The following is an 18,362-nucleotide window of genomic DNA, read 5'->3' as shown; positions in this document are numbered from 1 at the left end:
ATGACAAGTTTGCATGCCGATGAGGCCTTTCTCGACCATTACCAGTTGAGCCATGATCCGTTCGCGCCCCGCGTACCTGGCTTCAAGTTCTTCCCGGCCCAGCGCAAGCCCGTGCTTGGCCAACTGCACCACCTGGCGCGCTATAGCCAGCTGATGCTGGTGGTCAGTGGCCCATTGGGCAGCGGCAAGTCGCTGCTGCGCCAGGCCCTGGTGGCCAGCACCAACAAGCAGGCTGTGCAAAGTGTGGTGGTGTCGGCCCGCAGCGCCAGCGATGCCTCCAGTATGCTCGCGCAGGTCGCGCAGGAGCTGGGTGTCGCCCAGCCCGAGGTGCAGGCGATCCTGTCGAAGGTGGTGCAGCTGGCACTGACCGGGCAGGAAGTGTATTTGCTGGTGGACGATGCGGAACAACTCGACGAGTCGGCACTCCAAGCGTTGCTGGAGTTGGCGGCGGGGGTTCCTGAAGGGCGTCCGCACGTGTTTCTGTTCGGTGAGCCATCGCTGATTGCCGGGCTGGATGAGCTCAATGTCGAGGAAGAACGTTTCCACATCATCGAGCTTGCGCCCTACAGTGAAGAAGAAACCCGCGAGTACCTGGAACAGCGCCTGGAAGGTGCTGGTCGGGGCATCGAGGTGTTCAGCCGTGAACAGATCGCCGATATCCATGAAAACTCCGACGGCTGGCCTGGCAACATCAATCAGGTCGCCCGTGACACTTTGATCGAAGCCATGATCGCCAGCCGCTCGACGGCCAAGCGACCAACCATGGGGTTCAAGATGCCTAAAAAACATGTGCTCGCGCTGTCCGCTGTGGTCGTGGTTGCCGTTGCGGCCGCGGTATTGATGCCCAAGAAAGGCGACAAGGCCCCTGCCGAAGCGCCGGCTGCCCAGGCCCAGTTGCCACTGGGCGACGGCAAGCAGGGTGCTGCCATCGAGTTCTCTGGCTCGTCCCAGCCAATGCCGCTGCCACTGGTTGGCCAGTCGCAGCCGGTGATGCGCGAGCCGCTGGCCCAAGCCGCAGGCATGGGCGAGGGTGAAGAGGGAGGCCCGGCTGTCGACACCGCGCTGCAGCCTGGCAACCCGCCACCCACCGTGACCACCATCGCTCCGCCACAAGGTGTGCCGGCTGGCCCGGCGCCTGCGCCTGCCCAGCCCGTGCAGTCGGTTGCGCCTGCGCCCAAGCCTGTTGCAACCCAGCCCGCCAAGCCGGTTGCGCCGGCCAAGCCAGCACCGGCGCCGACCCAGGTCGCCGTGGCCAAGCCGGCTGCCAAAGCTGCCGAAAAACCAGCCGCCGCTGGCGCTGGCAACAGTGGCTGGTATGCCGGACAGAAGCCGGGCAATTATGTGGTGCAGATCCTTGGTACCAGCTCCGAAGCGTCGGCCCAGGCTTACGTCAAGGCCCAGGGTGGCGACTATCGCTACTTCAAGAAAAACCTGCAGGGCAAGCCTCTGTACGTCGTGACTTACGGCAGTTTCGCCAACCGCGACGCAGCGGTTGCGGCAATCAAGAACTTGCCAGCGAAGGTTCAGGCTGGTAAACCTTGGCCACGTACCGTCGGCAGCGTCCAACAAGAGCTGGCCACGGCCCGCTGATACCTTCCGGGCGGCATCACCCCGCCGCCCAGTAGCTAAGCGAATTCTAGCTTTCGACTAGCCTGCTGCGCCCGAGCGCGGCAGGCTTTTCTGTCCCGGACTGCCGGCCACAAGCCCCTAGTTGCAGTCATGGCTGAAACGCTTCAGACTCGAGCCAAGCCGCTATCACGGCGCATGGCGCAAAAACATTCAAAATTGCGACATAAATTTTCAATGGCGAGACATGAAAATTTGTGGGCGTCGCTGTCGCTGTGCAACAATGGTTTTCCATGACCACCGCAAAAAAGCTGGCGTTTGATCGGCGTGGATGGTAAGTGGTTGTTAAAAAAGAGATTTACCTCCGTTGAGAGGTGAACCTGGTGAGAATGTGTCTATGAAAACAGGTCTGTACCATCCCGAAGAATTCAAGGACAACTGTGGTTTTGGCCTGATCGCCCATATGACGGGTGAGCCGAGCCACCACCTTCTGCAAACTGCCATGCAGGCGCTGACATGCATGACCCACCGCGGCGGCATCAATGCCGACGGCAAGACCGGTGACGGTTGCGGTCTGCTCATGCAGAAGCCCGATCAATTCCTGCGTGCCATGGCCCAGGAGCACTTCGCTGTCGAGCTGCCCAAGCAGTACGCCGTCGGCATGGTGTTCTTCAACCAGGACCCGGTCAAAGCCGAAGCTGCCCGCGCCAACATGGACCGCGAGATCCTCGCCGCTGGCCTGAAACTGGTCGGCTGGCGCAAGGTGCCGATCGACACCAGCGTCCTCGGCCGCCTGGCCCTGGAGCGCCTGCCGCAGATCGAGCAGGTGTTCATTGGCGGTGAAGGCCTGAGCGACCAGGAATTCGCCATCAAGCTGTTCAGTGCCCGTCGTCGTTCGTCGGTGGCCAACGCCCACGACGCCGACCACTACATCTGCAGCTTCTCGCACAAGACCATCATCTACAAAGGCCTGATGATGCCGCGCGATCTCGCGGCGTTTTATCCAGACCTGGGTGACGAGCGCCTGCAAACCGCGATCTGCGTGTTCCACCAGCGCTTCTCCACCAACACCCTGCCGAAATGGCCGCTGGCGCAGCCGTTCCGCTTCCTCGCCCACAACGGCGAGATCAACACCATCACCGGCAACCGCAACTGGGCCGTGGCTCGTCGCACCAAGTTCGCCAATGACCAGATCCCGGACCTCGAAGAGCTCGGCCCGCTGGTCAACCGCGTCGGTTCCGACTCGTCCAGCATGGACAACATGCTGGAACTGATGGTCACCGGTGGCATCGACCTGTTCCGCGGCGTGCGCATGCTGGTACCGCCAGCGTGGCAGAACGTCGAGACCATGGACGCCGACCTGCGCGCCTTCTACGAATACAACTCCATGCACATGGAGCCGTGGGATGGCCCGGCCGGTATCGTCATGACCGAAGGCCGCCACGCGGTGTGCCTGCTCGACCGTAACGGTCTGCGCCCGGCGCGCTGGGTGACCACCACCAATGGCTACATCACCATCGCCTCGGAAATCGGCGTATGGGGCTATCAGCCTGAGGAAGTGCTGGCCAAGGGCCGTGTCGGCCCGGGCCAGATCCTTGCCGTGGACACCGAAACCGGCCAGATCCTCGACACCGACGCCATCGACAACCGCCTGAAGTCGCGCCACCCGTACAAGCGCTGGCTGCGTCAGCACGCCACCCGCATCCAGGCGACGCTGACCGACGACCAGGGTGTGGCCAGCTACGACGCTGACCAGCTCAAGCAATACATGAAGATGTTCCAGGTCACCTTCGAAGAGCGTGACCAGGTACTGCGCCCGTTGGGTGAGCAGGGCCAGGAAGCCGTTGGCTCGATGGGTGACGACACGCCGATGGCCGTGCTGTCGCAGCGCGTGCGCTCGCCGTATGACTTCTTCCGCCAGCAGTTCGCTCAGGTAACCAACCCGCCGATCGACCCGCTGCGCGAAGCGATTGTGATGTCGCTGGAAATCTGCCTGGGTGCCGAGCGCAACATCTTCCAGGAGTCCCCGGAGCACGCTTCGCGGGTCATCCTCAGCTCGCCGGTCATCTCGCCCGCCAAGTGGCGTTCGCTGATGAACCTGGAGCGCGAAGGCTTCGACCGCCAGCTGATCGACCTCAACTATGAGCAGGGCGTCGGCCTGGAAGCGGCCATCCGCAACATTGCCGACCAGGCCGAAGAAGCTGTGCGTGGGGGCAAGACCCAGCTGGTGCTGAGCGACCGTTATATCGCCCCGGGCAAGCTGCCGGTGCACGCTTCGCTGGCCGTTGGTGCAGTGCACCACCGCCTGACCGAACAGGGCCTGCGTTGCGACAGCAACATCCTGGTGGAAACCGCTACCGCCCGTGATCCGCATCACTTCGCCGTGCTGCTGGGCTTCGGTGCCTCGGCCGTTTATCCGTACCTGGCGTATGAGGTACTGGCTGATCTGATCCGTACCGGCGAAGTGCTGGGTGACCTGGACGAAGTGTTCAAGTACTACCGCAAAGGTATCTCCAAGGGCCTGCTGAAGATCCTGTCCAAGATGGGTATCTCCACCATCGCCTCGTACCGCGGTGCACAGCTGTTCGAAGCCATCGGCCTGGCCGAGGAAGTGGTCGGCCTGAGCTTCAAGGGCGTGTCCAGCCGCATCAAGGGTGCGCGCTTCGAAGACCTGGAAAACGACCAGAAGCTGCTGGCGGCCGAAGCCTGGAGCGCGCGCAAGCCGATCCAGCAAGGTGGCCTGCTGAAGTTCGTCCACGGTGGCGAATACCACGCCTACAACCCGGACGTGGTCAACACCCTGCAAGCGGCTGTGCAGCAGGGCGACTACGCCAAGTTCAAGGAATACACCACGCTGGTGGACCAGCGCCCGGTGTCGATGATTCGTGACTTGCTCAAGGTGAAAGTGGCCGACCAGCCGCTGGCGCTGGAGCAGATCGAGCCGCTGGAGGCGATTCTCAAGCGTTTCGACTCGGCGGGTATCTCGCTGGGTGCACTGTCGCCGGAAGCCCACGAAGCGCTGGCCGAGGCCATGAACCGCCTGGGCGCACGCTCAAACTCTGGTGAAGGCGGCGAAGACCCGTCGCGCTATGGCACCATCAAGAGCTCGAAGATCAAGCAGGTGGCCACCGGTCGTTTTGGTGTGACCCCGGAGTATCTGGTCAACGCCGAAGTGCTGCAGATCAAGGTTGCCCAGGGCGCCAAGCCGGGTGAGGGCGGCCAGCTGCCAGGCGGAAAGGTCAACGGCCTGATCGCCAAGCTGCGTTATGCGGTACCGGGCGTGACCCTGATCTCGCCACCGCCACACCATGACATTTACTCGATCGAAGATCTGGCCCAGCTGATCTACGACCTCAAGCAGGTCAACCCGCAGGCGCTGGTATCGGTCAAGCTGGTAGCCGAAGCGGGCGTGGGCACCATCGCCGCAGGTGTGGCCAAGGCCTATGCCGACCTGATCACCATCTCCGGTTACGACGGTGGTACCGGTGCTTCGCCGCTGACCTCGATCAAATACGCCGGCGCCCCTTGGGAGCTTGGCCTTGCGGAAACCCACCAGACCCTGCGCGGCAATGACCTGCGTGGCAAGGTACGGGTGCAGACCGACGGCGGCCTGAAAACCGGCCTGGACGTGATCAAGGCGGCCATCCTCGGCGCCGAAAGCTTCGGCTTTGGTACCGCGCCAATGATTGCCCTGGGCTGCAAGTACCTGCGCATCTGCCACCTGAACAACTGCGCCACCGGCGTGGCCACCCAGAACGACAAGCTGCGCAAGGACCACTACATCGGCACCGTCGACATGGTGATCAACTTCTTCACCTTTGTCGCCGAAGAAACTCGCGAGTGGTTGGCCAAGCTGGGCGTGCGCAGCCTTGGCGAGCTGATCGGCCGTACCGACCTGCTCGAAGTGCTGCCAGGTGACACCGAACGCCAGCAATACCTGGACCTGTCGCCGCTGCTGGGCAGCTCGCACATTCCTGCGGACAAACCGCAGTTCTGCGAAGTCGACAAGAACCCGCCGTTCGACCTGGGCGAGTTGGCCGAGAAGATGGTTGATATGGCCATGCCGGCCATCCGCGACCAGGCGGGTGGCGAGTTCAGCCTCGACATCTGCAACTGCGACCGCTCCATTGGTGCGCGTGTGTCGGGCGAAATCGCCCGTCTGCACGGCAACCAGGGCATGGCCGCGGCGCCGATCACCTTCCGCTTCAAGGGCACTGCGGGCCAGAGCTTTGGCGTGTGGAACGCTGGTGGCCTGAACCTGCACCTGGAAGGCGACGCCAACGATTACGTCGGCAAAGGCATGACCGGTGGCAAGGTCACCATCGTGCCGCCAGCCGGCAGCCCGTTCGAAACCCAGCACAGCGCCATCGTCGGCAACACCTGCCTGTACGGTGCCACTGGCGGCAAGTTGTTTGCCGCAGGTACTGCGGGCGAGCGCTTCGCTGTACGTAACTCCGGCGCCCATGCTGTTGTCGAGGGCACTGGCGATCACTGCTGTGAATACATGACCGGCGGCTTTGTCTGCGTTCTGGGCAAGACCGGTTACAACTTCGGTTCTGGCATGACTGGCGGCTTTGCCTACGTGCTCGACATGGACAATAGCTTCGTCGACAAGCTCAACCACGAGCTGGTGGAAATCCAGCGTATCAGTGGCGAAGCGATGGAGGCCTACCGTAGCCACCTGGCGCGTGTCCTTGCCGAGTATGTGGATGAGACCGGCAGCGAGTGGGGGCGTGAGCTCTCGGAGAACCTGGACGACTACGTGCGGCGCTTCTGGCTGGTCAAGCCGAAGGCAGCCAACCTGAAGCAGCTGTTGTCCAGCACCCGTGCCAACCCGCAGTAAAAACAGCTGCAAGTGGCAAGCCTCAAGCTGCACGTAATGGCAGTGAGAGGTTTGCCCGGCTTAAGTGATCGTCTTGCGGCTTGCAGCGTGTAGCTTGCAGCTGCTGTAAAGAGGTTTTGAAAAATGGCTGAACGTCTGAACAACGACTTCCAGTTCATCGAAGTGGGCCGAAAGGACCCGAAAAAAAAGCTGCTGCGCCAGCGCAAGAAGGAGTTCGTGGAAATCTACGAACCGTTCAAGCCGCAGCAGTCCGTGGAGCAGGCGCACCGCTGCCTAGGCTGCGGTAACCCGTATTGCGAGTGGAAGTGCCCGGTACACAACTTCATCCCCAACTGGTTGAAGCTGGTCTCCGAAGGCAACATCCTGGCCGCGGCGGAACTGTCGCACCAGACCAACACCCTGCCGGAAGTATGCGGCCGTGTTTGCCCGCAAGACCGCCTGTGCGAGGGTGCCTGCACCCTGAACGACGGTTTCGGCGCGGTGACCATCGGCTCGGTGGAGAAGTACATCACCGATACCGCCTTCGCCATGGGCTGGCGCCCGGACATGTCCAAGGTCAAGCCCACCGGCAAGCGCGTCGCCATCATCGGCGCCGGCCCGGCTGGCCTGGGCTGCGCCGACGTGCTGGTGCGCGCCGGGGTAACCCCGGTGGTGTTCGACAAAAACCCTGAGATCGGTGGCCTGCTGACCTTCGGTATCCCCGAGTTCAAGCTGGAAAAGACCGTGCTCAGCAACCGCCGCGAAGTGTTCACCGGCATGGGCATCGAGTTCCGCCTGAACACCGAGGTGGGCAAGGACGTGACCATGGAACAGCTGCTCGCCGAGTACGACGCGGTGTTCATGGGCATGGGTACCTACACCTACATGAAGGGCGGCTTCCCCGGCGAGGACCTGCCGGGCGTGCATGACGCACTGGACTTCCTGATCGCCAACGTCAACCGCAACCTGGGCTTCGAGAAGTCGCCGGAAGACTTCGTCGACATGCAGGGCAAGAAAGTGGTGGTGCTGGGCGGTGGTGACACCGCGATGGACTGCAACCGTACCTCGATCCGTCAGGGTGCCAAGGCGGTGACCTGTGCTTATCGTCGTGACGAAGCCAACATGCCGGGTTCGCGCAAAGAGGTTAAGAACGCCAAGGAAGAGGGCGTGAAGTTCCTCTACAACCGTCAGCCCATTGCCATCGTGGGTGAGGACAAGGTCGAAGGCGTCAAAGTGGTCGAGACCCGCCTGGGCGAGCCTGATGCCCGTGGCCGCCGCAGCCCTGAGCCAATCCCGGGCTCCGAAGAGATCCTGCCGGCAGACGCCGTGGTAATCGCCTTCGGCTTCCGCCCGAGCCCGGCACCGTGGTTTGAACAGCATGGCATTCAGCTGGACAGCCAGGGCCGTGTGGTTGCCCCGGAGAAGGGCAAGTTCAAGCACCAGACCAGCAACCCGAAAGTGTTTGCCGGTGGCGACATGGTGCGCGGTTCGGACCTGGTGGTGACTGCGATCTTCGAAGGGCGTACGGCTGCCGAGGGTATCCTGGACTACCTCGAAGTCTGAGGTTCGACCTGTTCGCGGGCATGCCCGCTCCCGCAGGGTTAAGCGCAGAACCCGTGGGGGCAGGCATGCCCGCGAAGCTTTTGTATACAAAAACGCTTGATCTGTGGCATCCAATAGACAAAACACATGGCCATGGCCGTGCCTTTTGCGCTGGTGTCTGAGAAAATGCCCGCACTATTTTTCCGGATGCCGACATGACTGCCCTGAAGAACGATCGTTTCCTGCGTGCACTGCACAAGCAACCCGTAGACGTCACCCCGGTGTGGATGATGCGCCAGGCCGGCCGCTACCTGCCGGAGTACCGCGCCAGCCGCGCCAAGGCCGGTGACTTCATGAGCCTGTGCATGAACCCGCAGTTCGCCTGCGAGGTCACCCTGCAGCCGCTGGACCGCTACCCGCTGGACGCAGCGATCCTGTTCTCGGACATCCTTACCATTCCCGATGCCATGGGCCTGGGCCTGTACTTCGAAACCGGCGAAGGCCCGCGTTTCAAGAAGGTCATCAGCACCCCCGCTGACATCGAAGCGCTGCCAGTCCCGGACCCACAGAAAGACCTCGGCTACGTGATGGATGCGGTCAGCACCATTCGCCGTGAGCTCAATGGCCGTGTGCCGTTGATCGGCTTCTCCGGCAGCCCGTGGACCCTGGCCACCTACATGGTCGAAGGCGGCTCGTCGAAGGACTTCCGCAAGACCAAGGCCATGGCCTACGACAATCCGCAAGCCCTGCACCTGCTGCTGGACAAGCTGGCCCAGTCGGTCACCAGCTACCTTAACGGCCAGATCCTGGCCGGCGCCCAGGCCGTGCAGATCTTCGACACCTGGGGCGGCAACCTGTCGGCGGCGGCCTACCAGGAGTTCTCACTGGCCTACATGCGCAAGATCGTCAGCGGCCTGATCCGCGAGCACGAGGGGCGCAAGGTGCCGGTGATCCTGTTCACCAAGAATGGCGGCTTGTGGCTGGAAAGCATTGCTGAAGCTGGTGCCGACGCGCTGGGCCTGGACTGGACCTGCGAGATCGGCGACGCCCGTCGCCGCGTGGGTGACAAGGTGGCGCTGCAAGGCAACATGGACCCGACCGTGCTGTACGCCAAGCCCGAGGCCATTCGCAAGGAAGTGGCGCGCATCCTGGCCAGCTATGGCCACGGCACTGGCCATGTGTTCAACCTTGGCCACGGCATCACGCCGGAAGTTGACCCGGAACATGCGGGTGCATTCATCAACGCCGTGCACGAACTGTCGGCGCAGTACCACCAGTGACTTGATGCACTGCACAGTAAACCCGGCTTCGATGCCGGGTTTTTTGTACGTTAAGTTTGAATTCAGCGATCGTCGCTAATCTGGTCCCATCGAAACCGAAACAGGACCCGATCCTCATGAAAATCCGTTATCTCGCCCTCATCCTCGCCCCCTTGTTCAGCACTGGCGCATTTGCCGCTGGCTACACCGGCCCTGGCGCCCAGTCGGTAACCACGGTTGCCGCCGCCAACGACGCCGCCGATGACACCCCGGTTGTGCTGCAGGGCTTCGTGACCAAGAAGATCAACAACGACGACAAGTACGAGTTCAAGGACAACACCGGCACCATCACTGTCGAGATCGACGACGAGGACCTGCCGCCGACGCCGTTCAACGACAAGACCAAGGTGAAGCTGACCGGTGAGGTTGAAAAGCACCTGATGAGCCGGGAAGTGGATGTGGATATTGTCGAGATCATCAACTGATCTGATGGCCTCCTCGTGGTCACGCCCGCTCCCACAGGTTGTGGGTGCGGGCGTGACCACGAATGCATCACACCGTTTTGGGTGGCAACTTGCTCAGGTGCAACGCCACCAGCAATGCCACCGCCAACAAGCTGCCAATGAACAGCCCGATCCCGTTCCAGCCCCACTGGTGCCAGAACACCCCGCCCGCCGTACCGGCCACGCTGGAGCCAGCGTAGTAGCAGAACAGGTACAGTGACGACGCCTGCCCCTTGGCCTTCAGCGCCCGGCGGCCGATCCAGCTGCTGGCCACCGAGTGCGCACCAAAGAAGCCGAAGGTGAACACCAGCATGCCCACGATCACCATCACCAGTGGACTGGCCAGCGTCATCAGCAAGCCAACCGCCATTACCACGATACTGGCCCAGAACACCTTGCGCCGGCCCAGTTTGTCCGCCAGGGCGCCGACCTGTGCCGAACTGTAGATACCTGACAGGTAAACCACCGACAGCAAGCCGACCAGCGCCTGGTTCATGTGGTAGGGCTCGGCCAGCAGGCGGTAGCCGATGTAGTTGAACAATGTGACGAAGGCGCCCATCAGCAGGAAGGCTTCAAGGAACAGCCAAGGCAGGCCGGCGTCCTTGAAGTGCATGACAAAGCCGTCCAGCAGGCTGCGTGGGTTCATCGTCTGTGCGCGGAAATTGCGTGACTCCGGCAGCACCTTCCAGAACACCAGCGCGGCCACCAGGGCCAGGCCGCCAATGGTCAGCATCGCCGTGTGCCAGCTGACGAAGTCGATCAATACGCCAGTGATGAGCCGCCCGCTCATGCCGCCAATCGCGTTGCCGCCGATGTACAGGCCCATGGCCAGGCCAATGTGTTGCGGGTGGATCTCTTCGCTCAGGTAGGTCATGGCCACTGCCGCCAGGCCGCTCAGCGACAGGCCGACCAATGCGCGGGTGGCCAGTACCAGCTCCCAGCTGGGCATCACTGCGCTGGCCAAGGTGGACAGGGCGGCGCAGACCAGCGCGAATACCATCACGGGCTTGCGCCCGATGCGGTCAGAAATGGGGCCGGTGATCAGCAGGCCGAACGCCAGCATGGCGGTGGACACCGACAGCACCAGGCTGCTCTGTGCCGCGTTGATGGCAAACTCCCTGGACAGCAGAGGCATCATCGGCTGTACGCAGTACAGCAAGGCGAAGGTGGCGAAACCGCCGCTGAACAAGGCCAGCACGGTTTTCATGAAGGCGGGTGTGCCTTTTTCGATCCACATTTCGGTCAGGATGGCAGGTTTTGGCTCAAGGAGGAGGGGGGCTACTGCAGTTTTCACGGGCGGGTACCTCTGGCGCAATGAAAAAAGCATATAGCTGGCTAACGATTAGATCCAATATATTGTTCGACCTATTTGAGATGTTTGGCGACTTGTTTGGAGCGGATCATGGAACTGCGTCATCTGCGTTACTTCATTGCTGTGGCCGAAGAGCTGCACTTTGGCCGCGCCGCCCAGCAGCTGGGTATTTCCCAGCCGCCCTTGAGTCAGCAGATCCAGGCCCTGGAGCAGGAGTTGGGGGCCCGGTTGTTCGACCGGACCAACCGTCGTGTCGAACTGAGCGAGGCCGGTCGATTGTTCCTCGAGGAAGCGCGCCAGGTATTGGCGCAGGTGGAGAAGGCCGCGGATGTCGCCCGGCGTGCGCAGTTGGGCGAGCTGGGCGAGATGAAAATCGGTTTCACTTCCTCGGCCCCGTTCACCTCGAAAATCCCCAAGGCCATTCACGCCTTCCGTCAGCGCTTTCCGGCGGTGCACCTGAACCTCAAGGAAATGAGCAGCCGTGACGTTGCCGAAGGGGTATTCGACGAGTCCATCGAGGTGGGGTTGATGCGGCCGATGCCGCTGCCGGAGGGGTTGGTGGCCACCGAGTTGTTCCGAGAACCGTTGGTGGCGGTGATCAATGCCTCGCATCCGCTGGCCGAGGGCACTGAGCAAGGCGTCTACATGGCGGCGTTGGCCCCTGAGCCCTTCGTGTTCTTCCCGCGCAGCTATGGCAGCGGTTTGTATGCACAATTGCTGAGCATGGCCCGGCATGCGGGTTTCAGCCCCCATTTTGCGCAAGAGGCAGGGGAAGCGATGACCATCATCGGCCTGGTCTCGGCGGGGCTGGGGGTGTCGGTGCTGCCGGCGTCGTTCCAGCGCATGCGTATAGAAGGTGTGGTGTACCGCACCTTGCTCGATGAAGAGGCGATGTCGGCGGTGTGGCTGGTGCAGCGTGAGCGCGGCCATTCGGTCATGGCCAAGGCATTTGCCGAGTTGTTGACAGGGCAGGTGGTCGGTCAGGCGTGATGCCGGTCAAATGGCACTGGTCATTGCCCCACTGCCGCCACATACTCGGGCATTCGTTGATACACGGAGGTCAATCATGCGGCGCGTGGTGTTCAATCAGAAAGGTGGCGTGGGCAAGTCGAGCATTGCCTGCAACCTGGCGGCGGTCAGTGCCAATGAAGGCTACCGGACCTTGTTGATCGACCTGGATGCCCAGGCGAACTCGACCCAATACCTCACCGGCCTGACCGGCGAGGACATCCCCATGGGCATCGCCGACTTCTTCAAGCAAAGCCTTTCCAGCGGGCCGTTCAGCAAGAAGAACAAGGTCGATATCTACGAAACCCCATTCGACAACCTGCATGTGGTCACCGCCACTGCCGAGCTGGCCGACCTGCAGCCAAAGCTGGAGGCAAAACACAAGATCAACAAGCTGCGCAAGTTGCTCGACGAGCTGGACGAGGATTACGAGCGTATCTACATCGATACCCCGCCGGCGCTTAATTTCTATGCGGTTTCTGCGCTGATCGCTGCCGATCGCGTGCTGATCCCCTTCGACTGCGACAGCTTTTCGCGCCAGGCCCTGTATGGCCTGCTGGCCGAGATCGAAGACCTCAAGGAAGACCACAACGAAGACCTGATGGTCGAAGGCATCGTGGTCAACCAGTTCCAGTCACGTGCCAGCCTGCCGCAGCAGATGCTCGACGAACTGCTGGCCGAAGGGTTGCCGGTGCTGCCGGTGTACTTGGGCAGCTCGGTGAAAATGCGCGAATCGCACCACGCCAGCCTGCCGCTGATTCACCTGGAGCCGCGGCACAAGCTGACTCAGCAGTTTGTCGAGTTGCATTCGCTGCTTGAAGAAAACGCTTAAACCCCTTGGCTACGCAGCCACTCCAGCAGCGACTGGAGTGGAAACGCCCCGGCCTGGCGGCTGATTTCGCGGCCGTTCTTGAACAGCAGCAGGCTGGGGATCGAGCGTATGCCCAGTTGCCCTGCGAGGTTACGGTTGGCTTCGCTGTCGAGCTTGGCCAGGCGGCAGCGGCCAGCAAGCTTCCGGGCGGCCTCTTCGAAGGTGGGGGCGAATGACTTGCACGGGCCGCACCAGTCGGCCCAGATGTCGACCAGCAGCGGCAGGTCGCCTTTGATCTGGCTGGCGTAGCTGGCTTCGGTAAGTTCGAAGGGGGTGCTCAACAGCACATCCTTTTTGCAGCGACCGCATTTCGGCGCATCGCCCAGGCGCTCGGCGGGCAGGCGGTTGAGGCCGTTGCAGTGGGGGCAGGGGATTACCAGTGGGTCGGTCATTTCATCTCCGGTGTTGGGTTCACGGTTTCCTTGTGGGGGCGGGCGTGCCCGCGAACACCGGCGAAGCCGGTGCAATCCATCACGTTGCCTGCTTCGCGGGCACGCCTGCTCCCACAGGATTCGGCGCTAATCAGGAAGAGCAGCTGATTTCCAGGTGCTTGCCCCACTCCGGCGGTCGCTCGGCGTAGGCTTGCATCCCGGGCTGTTCCTCGAAAGGCCTGGCCAGGACTTGGTGCAGCCGTCGAACTTCACTGTAGTCCCCCGCCTCGGCCGCTTCGATGGCTTTCTGCGCCAGGTAGTTGCGCAGCACGTACAGCGGGTTCACCGCATGCATCCGCTCACGGCGGCCTTCGGCATTGCCGGGCTCACGCCCACAGCGGGCCAGGTAGTCTGCGCCCCACGCATCGAAACCGGCGAGGTCGATAAAGTCATCGCGCGCCACCTTCAGCGCCTCGGCCACCGGCTGCTCACCCAGCTTGCGGAAGAACAGGCTGTAGTCCACGCCACCGCGTTGCATGCACTGCAGCAGGCGCTCGACCAGCGCCATATCATCATCTTCGGCGGTGGTCAGCCCCAGGCGCCGGCGCATCAGGTCAAGGTAATGGGCCTGGTACAGCGGCAGGAACAGGCCCAACGCTTCCTTCAGTGGCTCAACTTCGATCACGGTGGTCAGTGCCTGGGCCAGCGCGCTGAGGTTCCAGTGGGCGATGGGCACCTGGTTGGCGTAGCTGTAGCGGCCACGGTCGTCGGAGTGGTTGCAGATGAAGTTGGCGTCGAAGTCATCCAGGAACGCGTAGGGGCCGAAATCGAAGGTGATGCCGAGGATCGACATGTTGTCGGTGTTCATCACGCCGTGGCAGAAGCCATACGCCTGCCAGCGGGCGATCAGTTCGGCATTGCGCTCGACGATGGTGCGGAACATGGCCAGGTAAGGCTGCTCGGCGTCACGGCATTCGGGATAGTGCTGTTCCAGCACATGGTCGATCAACACGCGCTGCTGCTCGGGCTGCTTGGTGTAGTAGAAGTACTCGAAATGGCCGAAACGCACATGGCTCTGCGCCAGACGCGTCAGCATGGCCGCGCTTTCACGGGTTTCGCGCCACACCGGGGTGCTGGAACCGATTACGCACAGTGCCCGGCTGGTAGCGATACCCAGGGCGTGCAGGGCCTCGGAGGCGAGAAACTCGCGAATCGACGAGCGCAGCACGGCGCGGCCGTCACCCATGCGGGAGTAGGGTGTCTGGCCGGCGCCCTTGAGGTGCAGGTCCCAGTGTTCGCCTGCGTCGTTGAGCACTTCGGCCAGTAGCAGGCCACGGCCGTCGCCCAGACGTGGGTTGTACGAGCCGAACTGGTGGCCGGAATAAACCATCGCCCGAGGGTCGGCCTCTTCCCACAGTTTGTGGCCGCTGAACAGCTCGGCGAACACCGGCAGCTCGGCCTGGGCGGGGTCGAGGTCGAGCAAGGCCATGGCCGACTCGCTCGCTACCACCAGGCGCGGGTCTGCGATGGGTTCAGGCAGCACCTGGGTGGAGAACGCATCGCCCAGGCGGGCGAAGCGGTTGTCGAAGGTGAGTTGGTCGAGGGCTTTCACGGGACTGCTCCTTGGAATCGGTGCCAATGGGGCCGCTTGGCGGCCTTTCGCGGGTGAACCCGCTCCCACAGCGGCCAGCGCCCGATGTAGGAGCGGGTTTACCCGCGAACGAGGGCGAAGCCCTCGCAGCCATTTTGCACACAATAAAGTATTCGAGCCTATTCAGGCCGAAGCAGTGCCATCCGGTTTCGGCTGCTCCATCGGAATCAATTGCTGCTTGCTGCCCTTCGCATCCATCAGGAATACCTCTACCTGGCGTACCGAGATCTTGATGTTGTGGGCCTTGAACTCGCGGTTGATGTAGCGGTTGATCTCGTCCAGCGTCGGGTTGCGGTCGCCCAGGTCACGGACGTGCATGCGCAGTTCGTGGTCCAGCGAGCTTTCGCCGAAGTTGAGGAAGTACACGATCGGTTCCGGATCCTTGAGCACACGTGGGTTCTCATGCGCGCCCTTGAGCAGCAGGTCGCGCACCAGGTCGAGGTCTGAGCCATAGTCGATGCCCAGCTTCAGCGTCACCCGGGTGACCGTATCGGTCAGCGACCAGTTGATCAGTTGGCCAGTGATGAAGGTCTTGTTGGGGACGATGATGTCCTTGCGGTCGAAGTCGGTGATGGTGGTGGCACGGATGCGGATCTTGCTTACCGTGCCCGACAGGTTGCCGATGGTGATGGTGTCGCCAATCCGTACCGGGCGCTCGAACAGGATCATGATGCCGGAGATGAAGTTGGCGAAGATTTCCTGCATGCCGAAGCCCAGCCCTACTGACAGCGCAGCCACCAGCCATTGCAGCTTGTCCCAGCTCACCCCCAGGGTCGACAGGGTGCTGACGATGCCGATGCCGACGATGGTGTACGACAACAGCGTGGTGGTGGCGTAGGCACTGCCCTGGGCCAGGTTCAGGCGAGACAGCACCAGTACTTCCAGCAAACCTGGCAAGTTGCCGGCCAGGGCGAAAGTGATGCCGACGATCACCAGCGCGCCGAGCAGGTCGCCGAGGCTGATCGGTACCATGCTGGCGGCGGCGCCGGTGCCGCTGGTGTATTCGTAGAGGACGAAATTGTTGAGGTAGGCGAACACCGAGATCAGGTCGGCCCATACCCAGTACAGGCCGGCGATGAAGCCGCCGAGCAGGGCCAGGCGGATCAGGCGCAGCGACTGCTGGTTGACCTGTTCGATATCCAGCGTTGGCTCTTCGGTGATGACTTCGCCATCCAGCCCTTCCTTGGCTGCCGCACGTTTGGTCAACGCACGCTGGTAGGCCAGGCGTCGTGCAGCCACCGACAGGCCGCGCACGAAGGCAGCCTCGATCACCAGCCAGAACAGCAGCAGGTACAGGGTGTAGATGAGTCGGTCGGTAAGCTTCAGTGCGGTGTAGTAGTAGCCGAAGCACACGGCGACGAACAGGGCGATGGGCAGGGCGGTGAATGCTACTCCCACCGCCCTGCGGAACAGCGAGGTGTCACGGTGCGCCGGGCTGCTGAGCAGCAGGCGGCTGAGCAGCCAGGCCATCAACGCATAGCAGGTCAGCACCACGCCGATGCCCAATACGTCGTCTGCCAATGCCGAAGGCTGGTGCTCGGCCACCGCCACCACGCCGACCAGTGCCAGCACCACGGTGCCCAGGCGGCGAACCCAGCCGCGCAGGAACTCGACCTGTGGTTTGTGCCAGCGGAAGTGGACTTCCGCCACGCCACCGGGTGCGAGGATACGGTAGGCGGTGTAGAACACCAGCCAGGCCTGGGCCAGCTGCCAGAGTGCGGCGCCCAGGTTGGCATTCTGCCCGCGGGCGTCGATCTGCAGGGCGTAGCTGCACAGCGCCAGACCAAGGCTGACCGGCATCGCCAGCAGAATGTTGATTAGGATTGCCTGGGGCGTGTGCCATTGGCTGTCACGGCGGAAGTGGCCGATATCCTGGTGCACTTTGCCTAACCGTTGGTAAAGGTATTTGCGCCGCCACAACAGCGCGCCGATCACCAACAGCAGCGGCAGGAACAGCAACGGGCGCTGGCTCAGGCCATCGGCCAGCTCTTTCAGGCTGGAGCCCCACGGCAGGTTGGCGACCTGGTCGGCCAGGCGCTCCGGCACGTATTGCAGCCAGTCCCAGTCCAGCGGCTTGTTGCTGGGGATCCAGAACATTTGCTCGTCGAGGGTGGTGCGCAGGCTCTGCGCGGTGCCCAGCAGCTGCTTCTGATTGAGCTGCAGGGTGATCGATTCGTTGAGCAGCGCCGACAGCTCGCGGTTCAGCCGCTCCAACAGGTCGCTGCGGGTGATGGCCACTTCCAGCAGGGCCTTGCGCAGCTGCGGGGTCACATCTTCCTGCGGTTGCGCAGCCAGCAGTTTGTCGACGTAGGTGACCGGGCTGCTCATCTGCTCGCGTTGCTGGTTGACTTCGAACTGGTACAGGCGGGTGTCGGCGATCTGGTCGGCCAGGTCGCGGTCGACCTTCAGGTGCGGCAGGGTCTGTTTCTGTTTATAGAGAATCTTCGACAGCAGCAGGCTTCCCTTGAGCACGTTGATCTGCTCGTCAAGCGCCTGGTCGGCCTGGGTCAGGCTGTCGAGCTGCTGCTTGGTGCGCAGGTTCTGCTGGGTCAGTTCGTTAAGGCGATCGGTGCTCTTGAGCAGGTAGTCGGAAAGCTTGAGGTTGATCGCACTTTCAGTGGCCAGCAGGCTGCTGCCGCCGGCCTTCTGAGCCTCGATCGACTGCTGGGTGACGGCTTCCTGGGACTGGGCCAGGCGTTTGGCGTTGATCAGCGTCTGCAGGTCCTGGATTTCCTGCTCCAGGCGGGCAGCGCGCTCGACCAGCAGGTCGTGACGCGCATTGCCGAGGTCTTGCAGCAGGCTGTTGCCGGCCAGTTCCTGGCGGCGCAGCAGGGTCAGCGCGTTGAGCGAGGCCAGCTCGGCGTTGAGCTGGTTGCGCTGGTCGGCATTGATGGCTTTGCCACCGTCCTTGCCGGTTTTGAGGATGTTGTTGATCTGCTGGGTGCGGGTCTGGCTGCTGCTGATCTCGGCCTGGGCGCGCTCGGGGCGGGTTTGCGAGTTGATGATCAGGCTGTTGGCTTCAGACAACGCCTTTTGCAGCTCGCCCTGCTGCGTGTTGCGTTCGCTGAGCATCTGTTCAAGCTGTGGCACGGTGAGGTTGGCGTAGCGCTGTGCCACCGGTTGTGCCCTGGTTTCCTTGAGCTTGGCCAACTCCTTCTGGCTGTCGCTGGTCTCCTTGGGGGCACTGCTCAGCTGCTGCTTGAGTGCAGCCAGTTTCTTTTCGTTGTCTTCCTTGGCAGCAAGCAGGCTCAACGTTTGCTCGAGCACCTGCTGCAGCGCCTTCTGGTCTGCCTCGGGCAGTTTGCGCTCGGCGATCTTGTCGAGGCTGTTCTGGATACTGGCGGTGGTCGGGGCTTCTGCCGCGCTAGCCGCAAAAGAAAGGGACAGGCACAACCCGAGCAGGGCTGTGCGAAGGTACACGCGCAGGGACATAGGCAGACTACTTGTGGATCCGGCT

The 18,362-nt window shown here is 62.4% G+C and carries 11 protein-coding genes; 7 read left to right on the top strand and 4 right to left on the bottom strand.

Annotation, left to right across the window (positions count from 1 at the left end):
- The 5 genes from PRJ_RS25750 (at position 1) to PRJ_RS25730 (ending at position 9,674) form a co-directional block, all read left to right on the top strand.
- The gene (locus PRJ_RS25750) at positions 1 to 1,590 is read left to right on the top strand and encodes an SPOR domain-containing protein (RefSeq protein WP_020191281.1); all 1,590 of its coding nucleotides are present in this window, start codon (positions 1 to 3) and stop codon (positions 1,588 to 1,590) included.
- A 373-nt stretch (positions 1,591 to 1,963) separates the two neighbouring features.
- Positions 1,964 to 6,409: a glutamate synthase large subunit gene (gltB, locus tag PRJ_RS25745; RefSeq protein WP_020191280.1), complete on the top strand. Its 4,446-nt coding sequence runs from the start codon at positions 1,964 to 1,966 to the stop codon at positions 6,407 to 6,409.
- Positions 6,410 to 6,532: 123 nt separating this feature from the next.
- Positions 6,533 to 7,951, top strand: a complete 1,419-nt coding sequence (locus tag PRJ_RS25740; protein ID WP_003249156.1) for an FAD-dependent oxidoreductase — start codon at positions 6,533 to 6,535, stop codon at positions 7,949 to 7,951.
- A 194-nt stretch (positions 7,952 to 8,145) separates the two neighbouring features.
- Positions 8,146 to 9,210, top strand: a complete 1,065-nt coding sequence (gene hemE, locus PRJ_RS25735) for a uroporphyrinogen decarboxylase (RefSeq protein ID WP_104962712.1) — start codon at positions 8,146 to 8,148, stop codon at positions 9,208 to 9,210.
- 116 nt (positions 9,211 to 9,326) lie between these two features.
- Positions 9,327 to 9,674, top strand: a complete 348-nt coding sequence (locus PRJ_RS25730; protein WP_014859120.1) for a YgiW/YdeI family stress tolerance OB fold protein — start codon at positions 9,327 to 9,329, stop codon at positions 9,672 to 9,674.
- A gap of 67 nt (positions 9,675 to 9,741) precedes the next feature.
- Here the strand turns inward: PRJ_RS25730 and PRJ_RS25725 are convergent, their stop codons facing one another.
- Positions 9,742 to 10,929, bottom strand: a complete 1,188-nt coding sequence (locus PRJ_RS25725; RefSeq protein ID WP_223843617.1) for an MFS transporter — start codon at positions 10,927 to 10,929, stop codon at positions 9,742 to 9,744.
- A 165-nt stretch (positions 10,930 to 11,094) separates the two neighbouring features.
- Between PRJ_RS25725 and PRJ_RS25720 the strand changes: the two genes are divergently transcribed.
- Together PRJ_RS25720 and PRJ_RS25715 are read left to right on the top strand one after the other, a co-directional pair.
- Positions 11,095 to 11,994 carry a LysR family transcriptional regulator gene (locus PRJ_RS25720; RefSeq protein ID WP_104962711.1) on the top strand — a complete coding sequence of 300 codons (900 nt, stop codon included), beginning with the start codon at positions 11,095 to 11,097 and terminating at the stop codon, positions 11,992 to 11,994.
- 76 nt (positions 11,995 to 12,070) lie between these two features.
- Complete coding sequence (locus PRJ_RS25715) at positions 12,071 to 12,844, top strand: ParA family protein (RefSeq protein WP_049274624.1); 774 nt, start codon at positions 12,071 to 12,073, stop codon at positions 12,842 to 12,844.
- Here PRJ_RS25715 and trxC read toward each other — a convergent pair.
- From trxC to mscK, 3 genes are all read right to left on the bottom strand, one after another.
- Positions 12,841 to 13,275: a thioredoxin TrxC gene (gene trxC / locus PRJ_RS25710; protein ID WP_010955616.1), complete on the bottom strand. Its 435-nt coding sequence runs from the start codon at positions 13,273 to 13,275 to the stop codon at positions 12,841 to 12,843. The genes PRJ_RS25715 and trxC overlap by 4 nt on opposite strands.
- A 130-nt stretch (positions 13,276 to 13,405) precedes the next feature.
- Entirely contained in the window at positions 13,406 to 14,866 is a 1,461-nt protein-coding gene (selO, locus tag PRJ_RS25700) for a protein adenylyltransferase SelO (protein ID WP_104962710.1), read from the bottom strand.
- A gap of 162 nt (positions 14,867 to 15,028) precedes the next feature.
- A complete protein-coding gene (gene mscK / locus PRJ_RS25695; protein ID WP_104962709.1) occupies positions 15,029 to 18,337 on the bottom strand; it encodes a mechanosensitive channel MscK in 3,309 nt (1,102 codons plus the stop codon).
- Between the last annotated feature and the right edge of the window lie 25 nt (positions 18,338 to 18,362).

Source organism: Pseudomonas sp. XWY-1, from assembly GCF_002953115.1.
GTDB lineage: Bacteria > Pseudomonadota > Gammaproteobacteria > Pseudomonadales > Pseudomonadaceae > Aquipseudomonas > Aquipseudomonas alloputida.
Note: the sequence above shows the minus strand (reverse complement) of the source record. Positions and strands in the feature narration are given on the sequence as shown.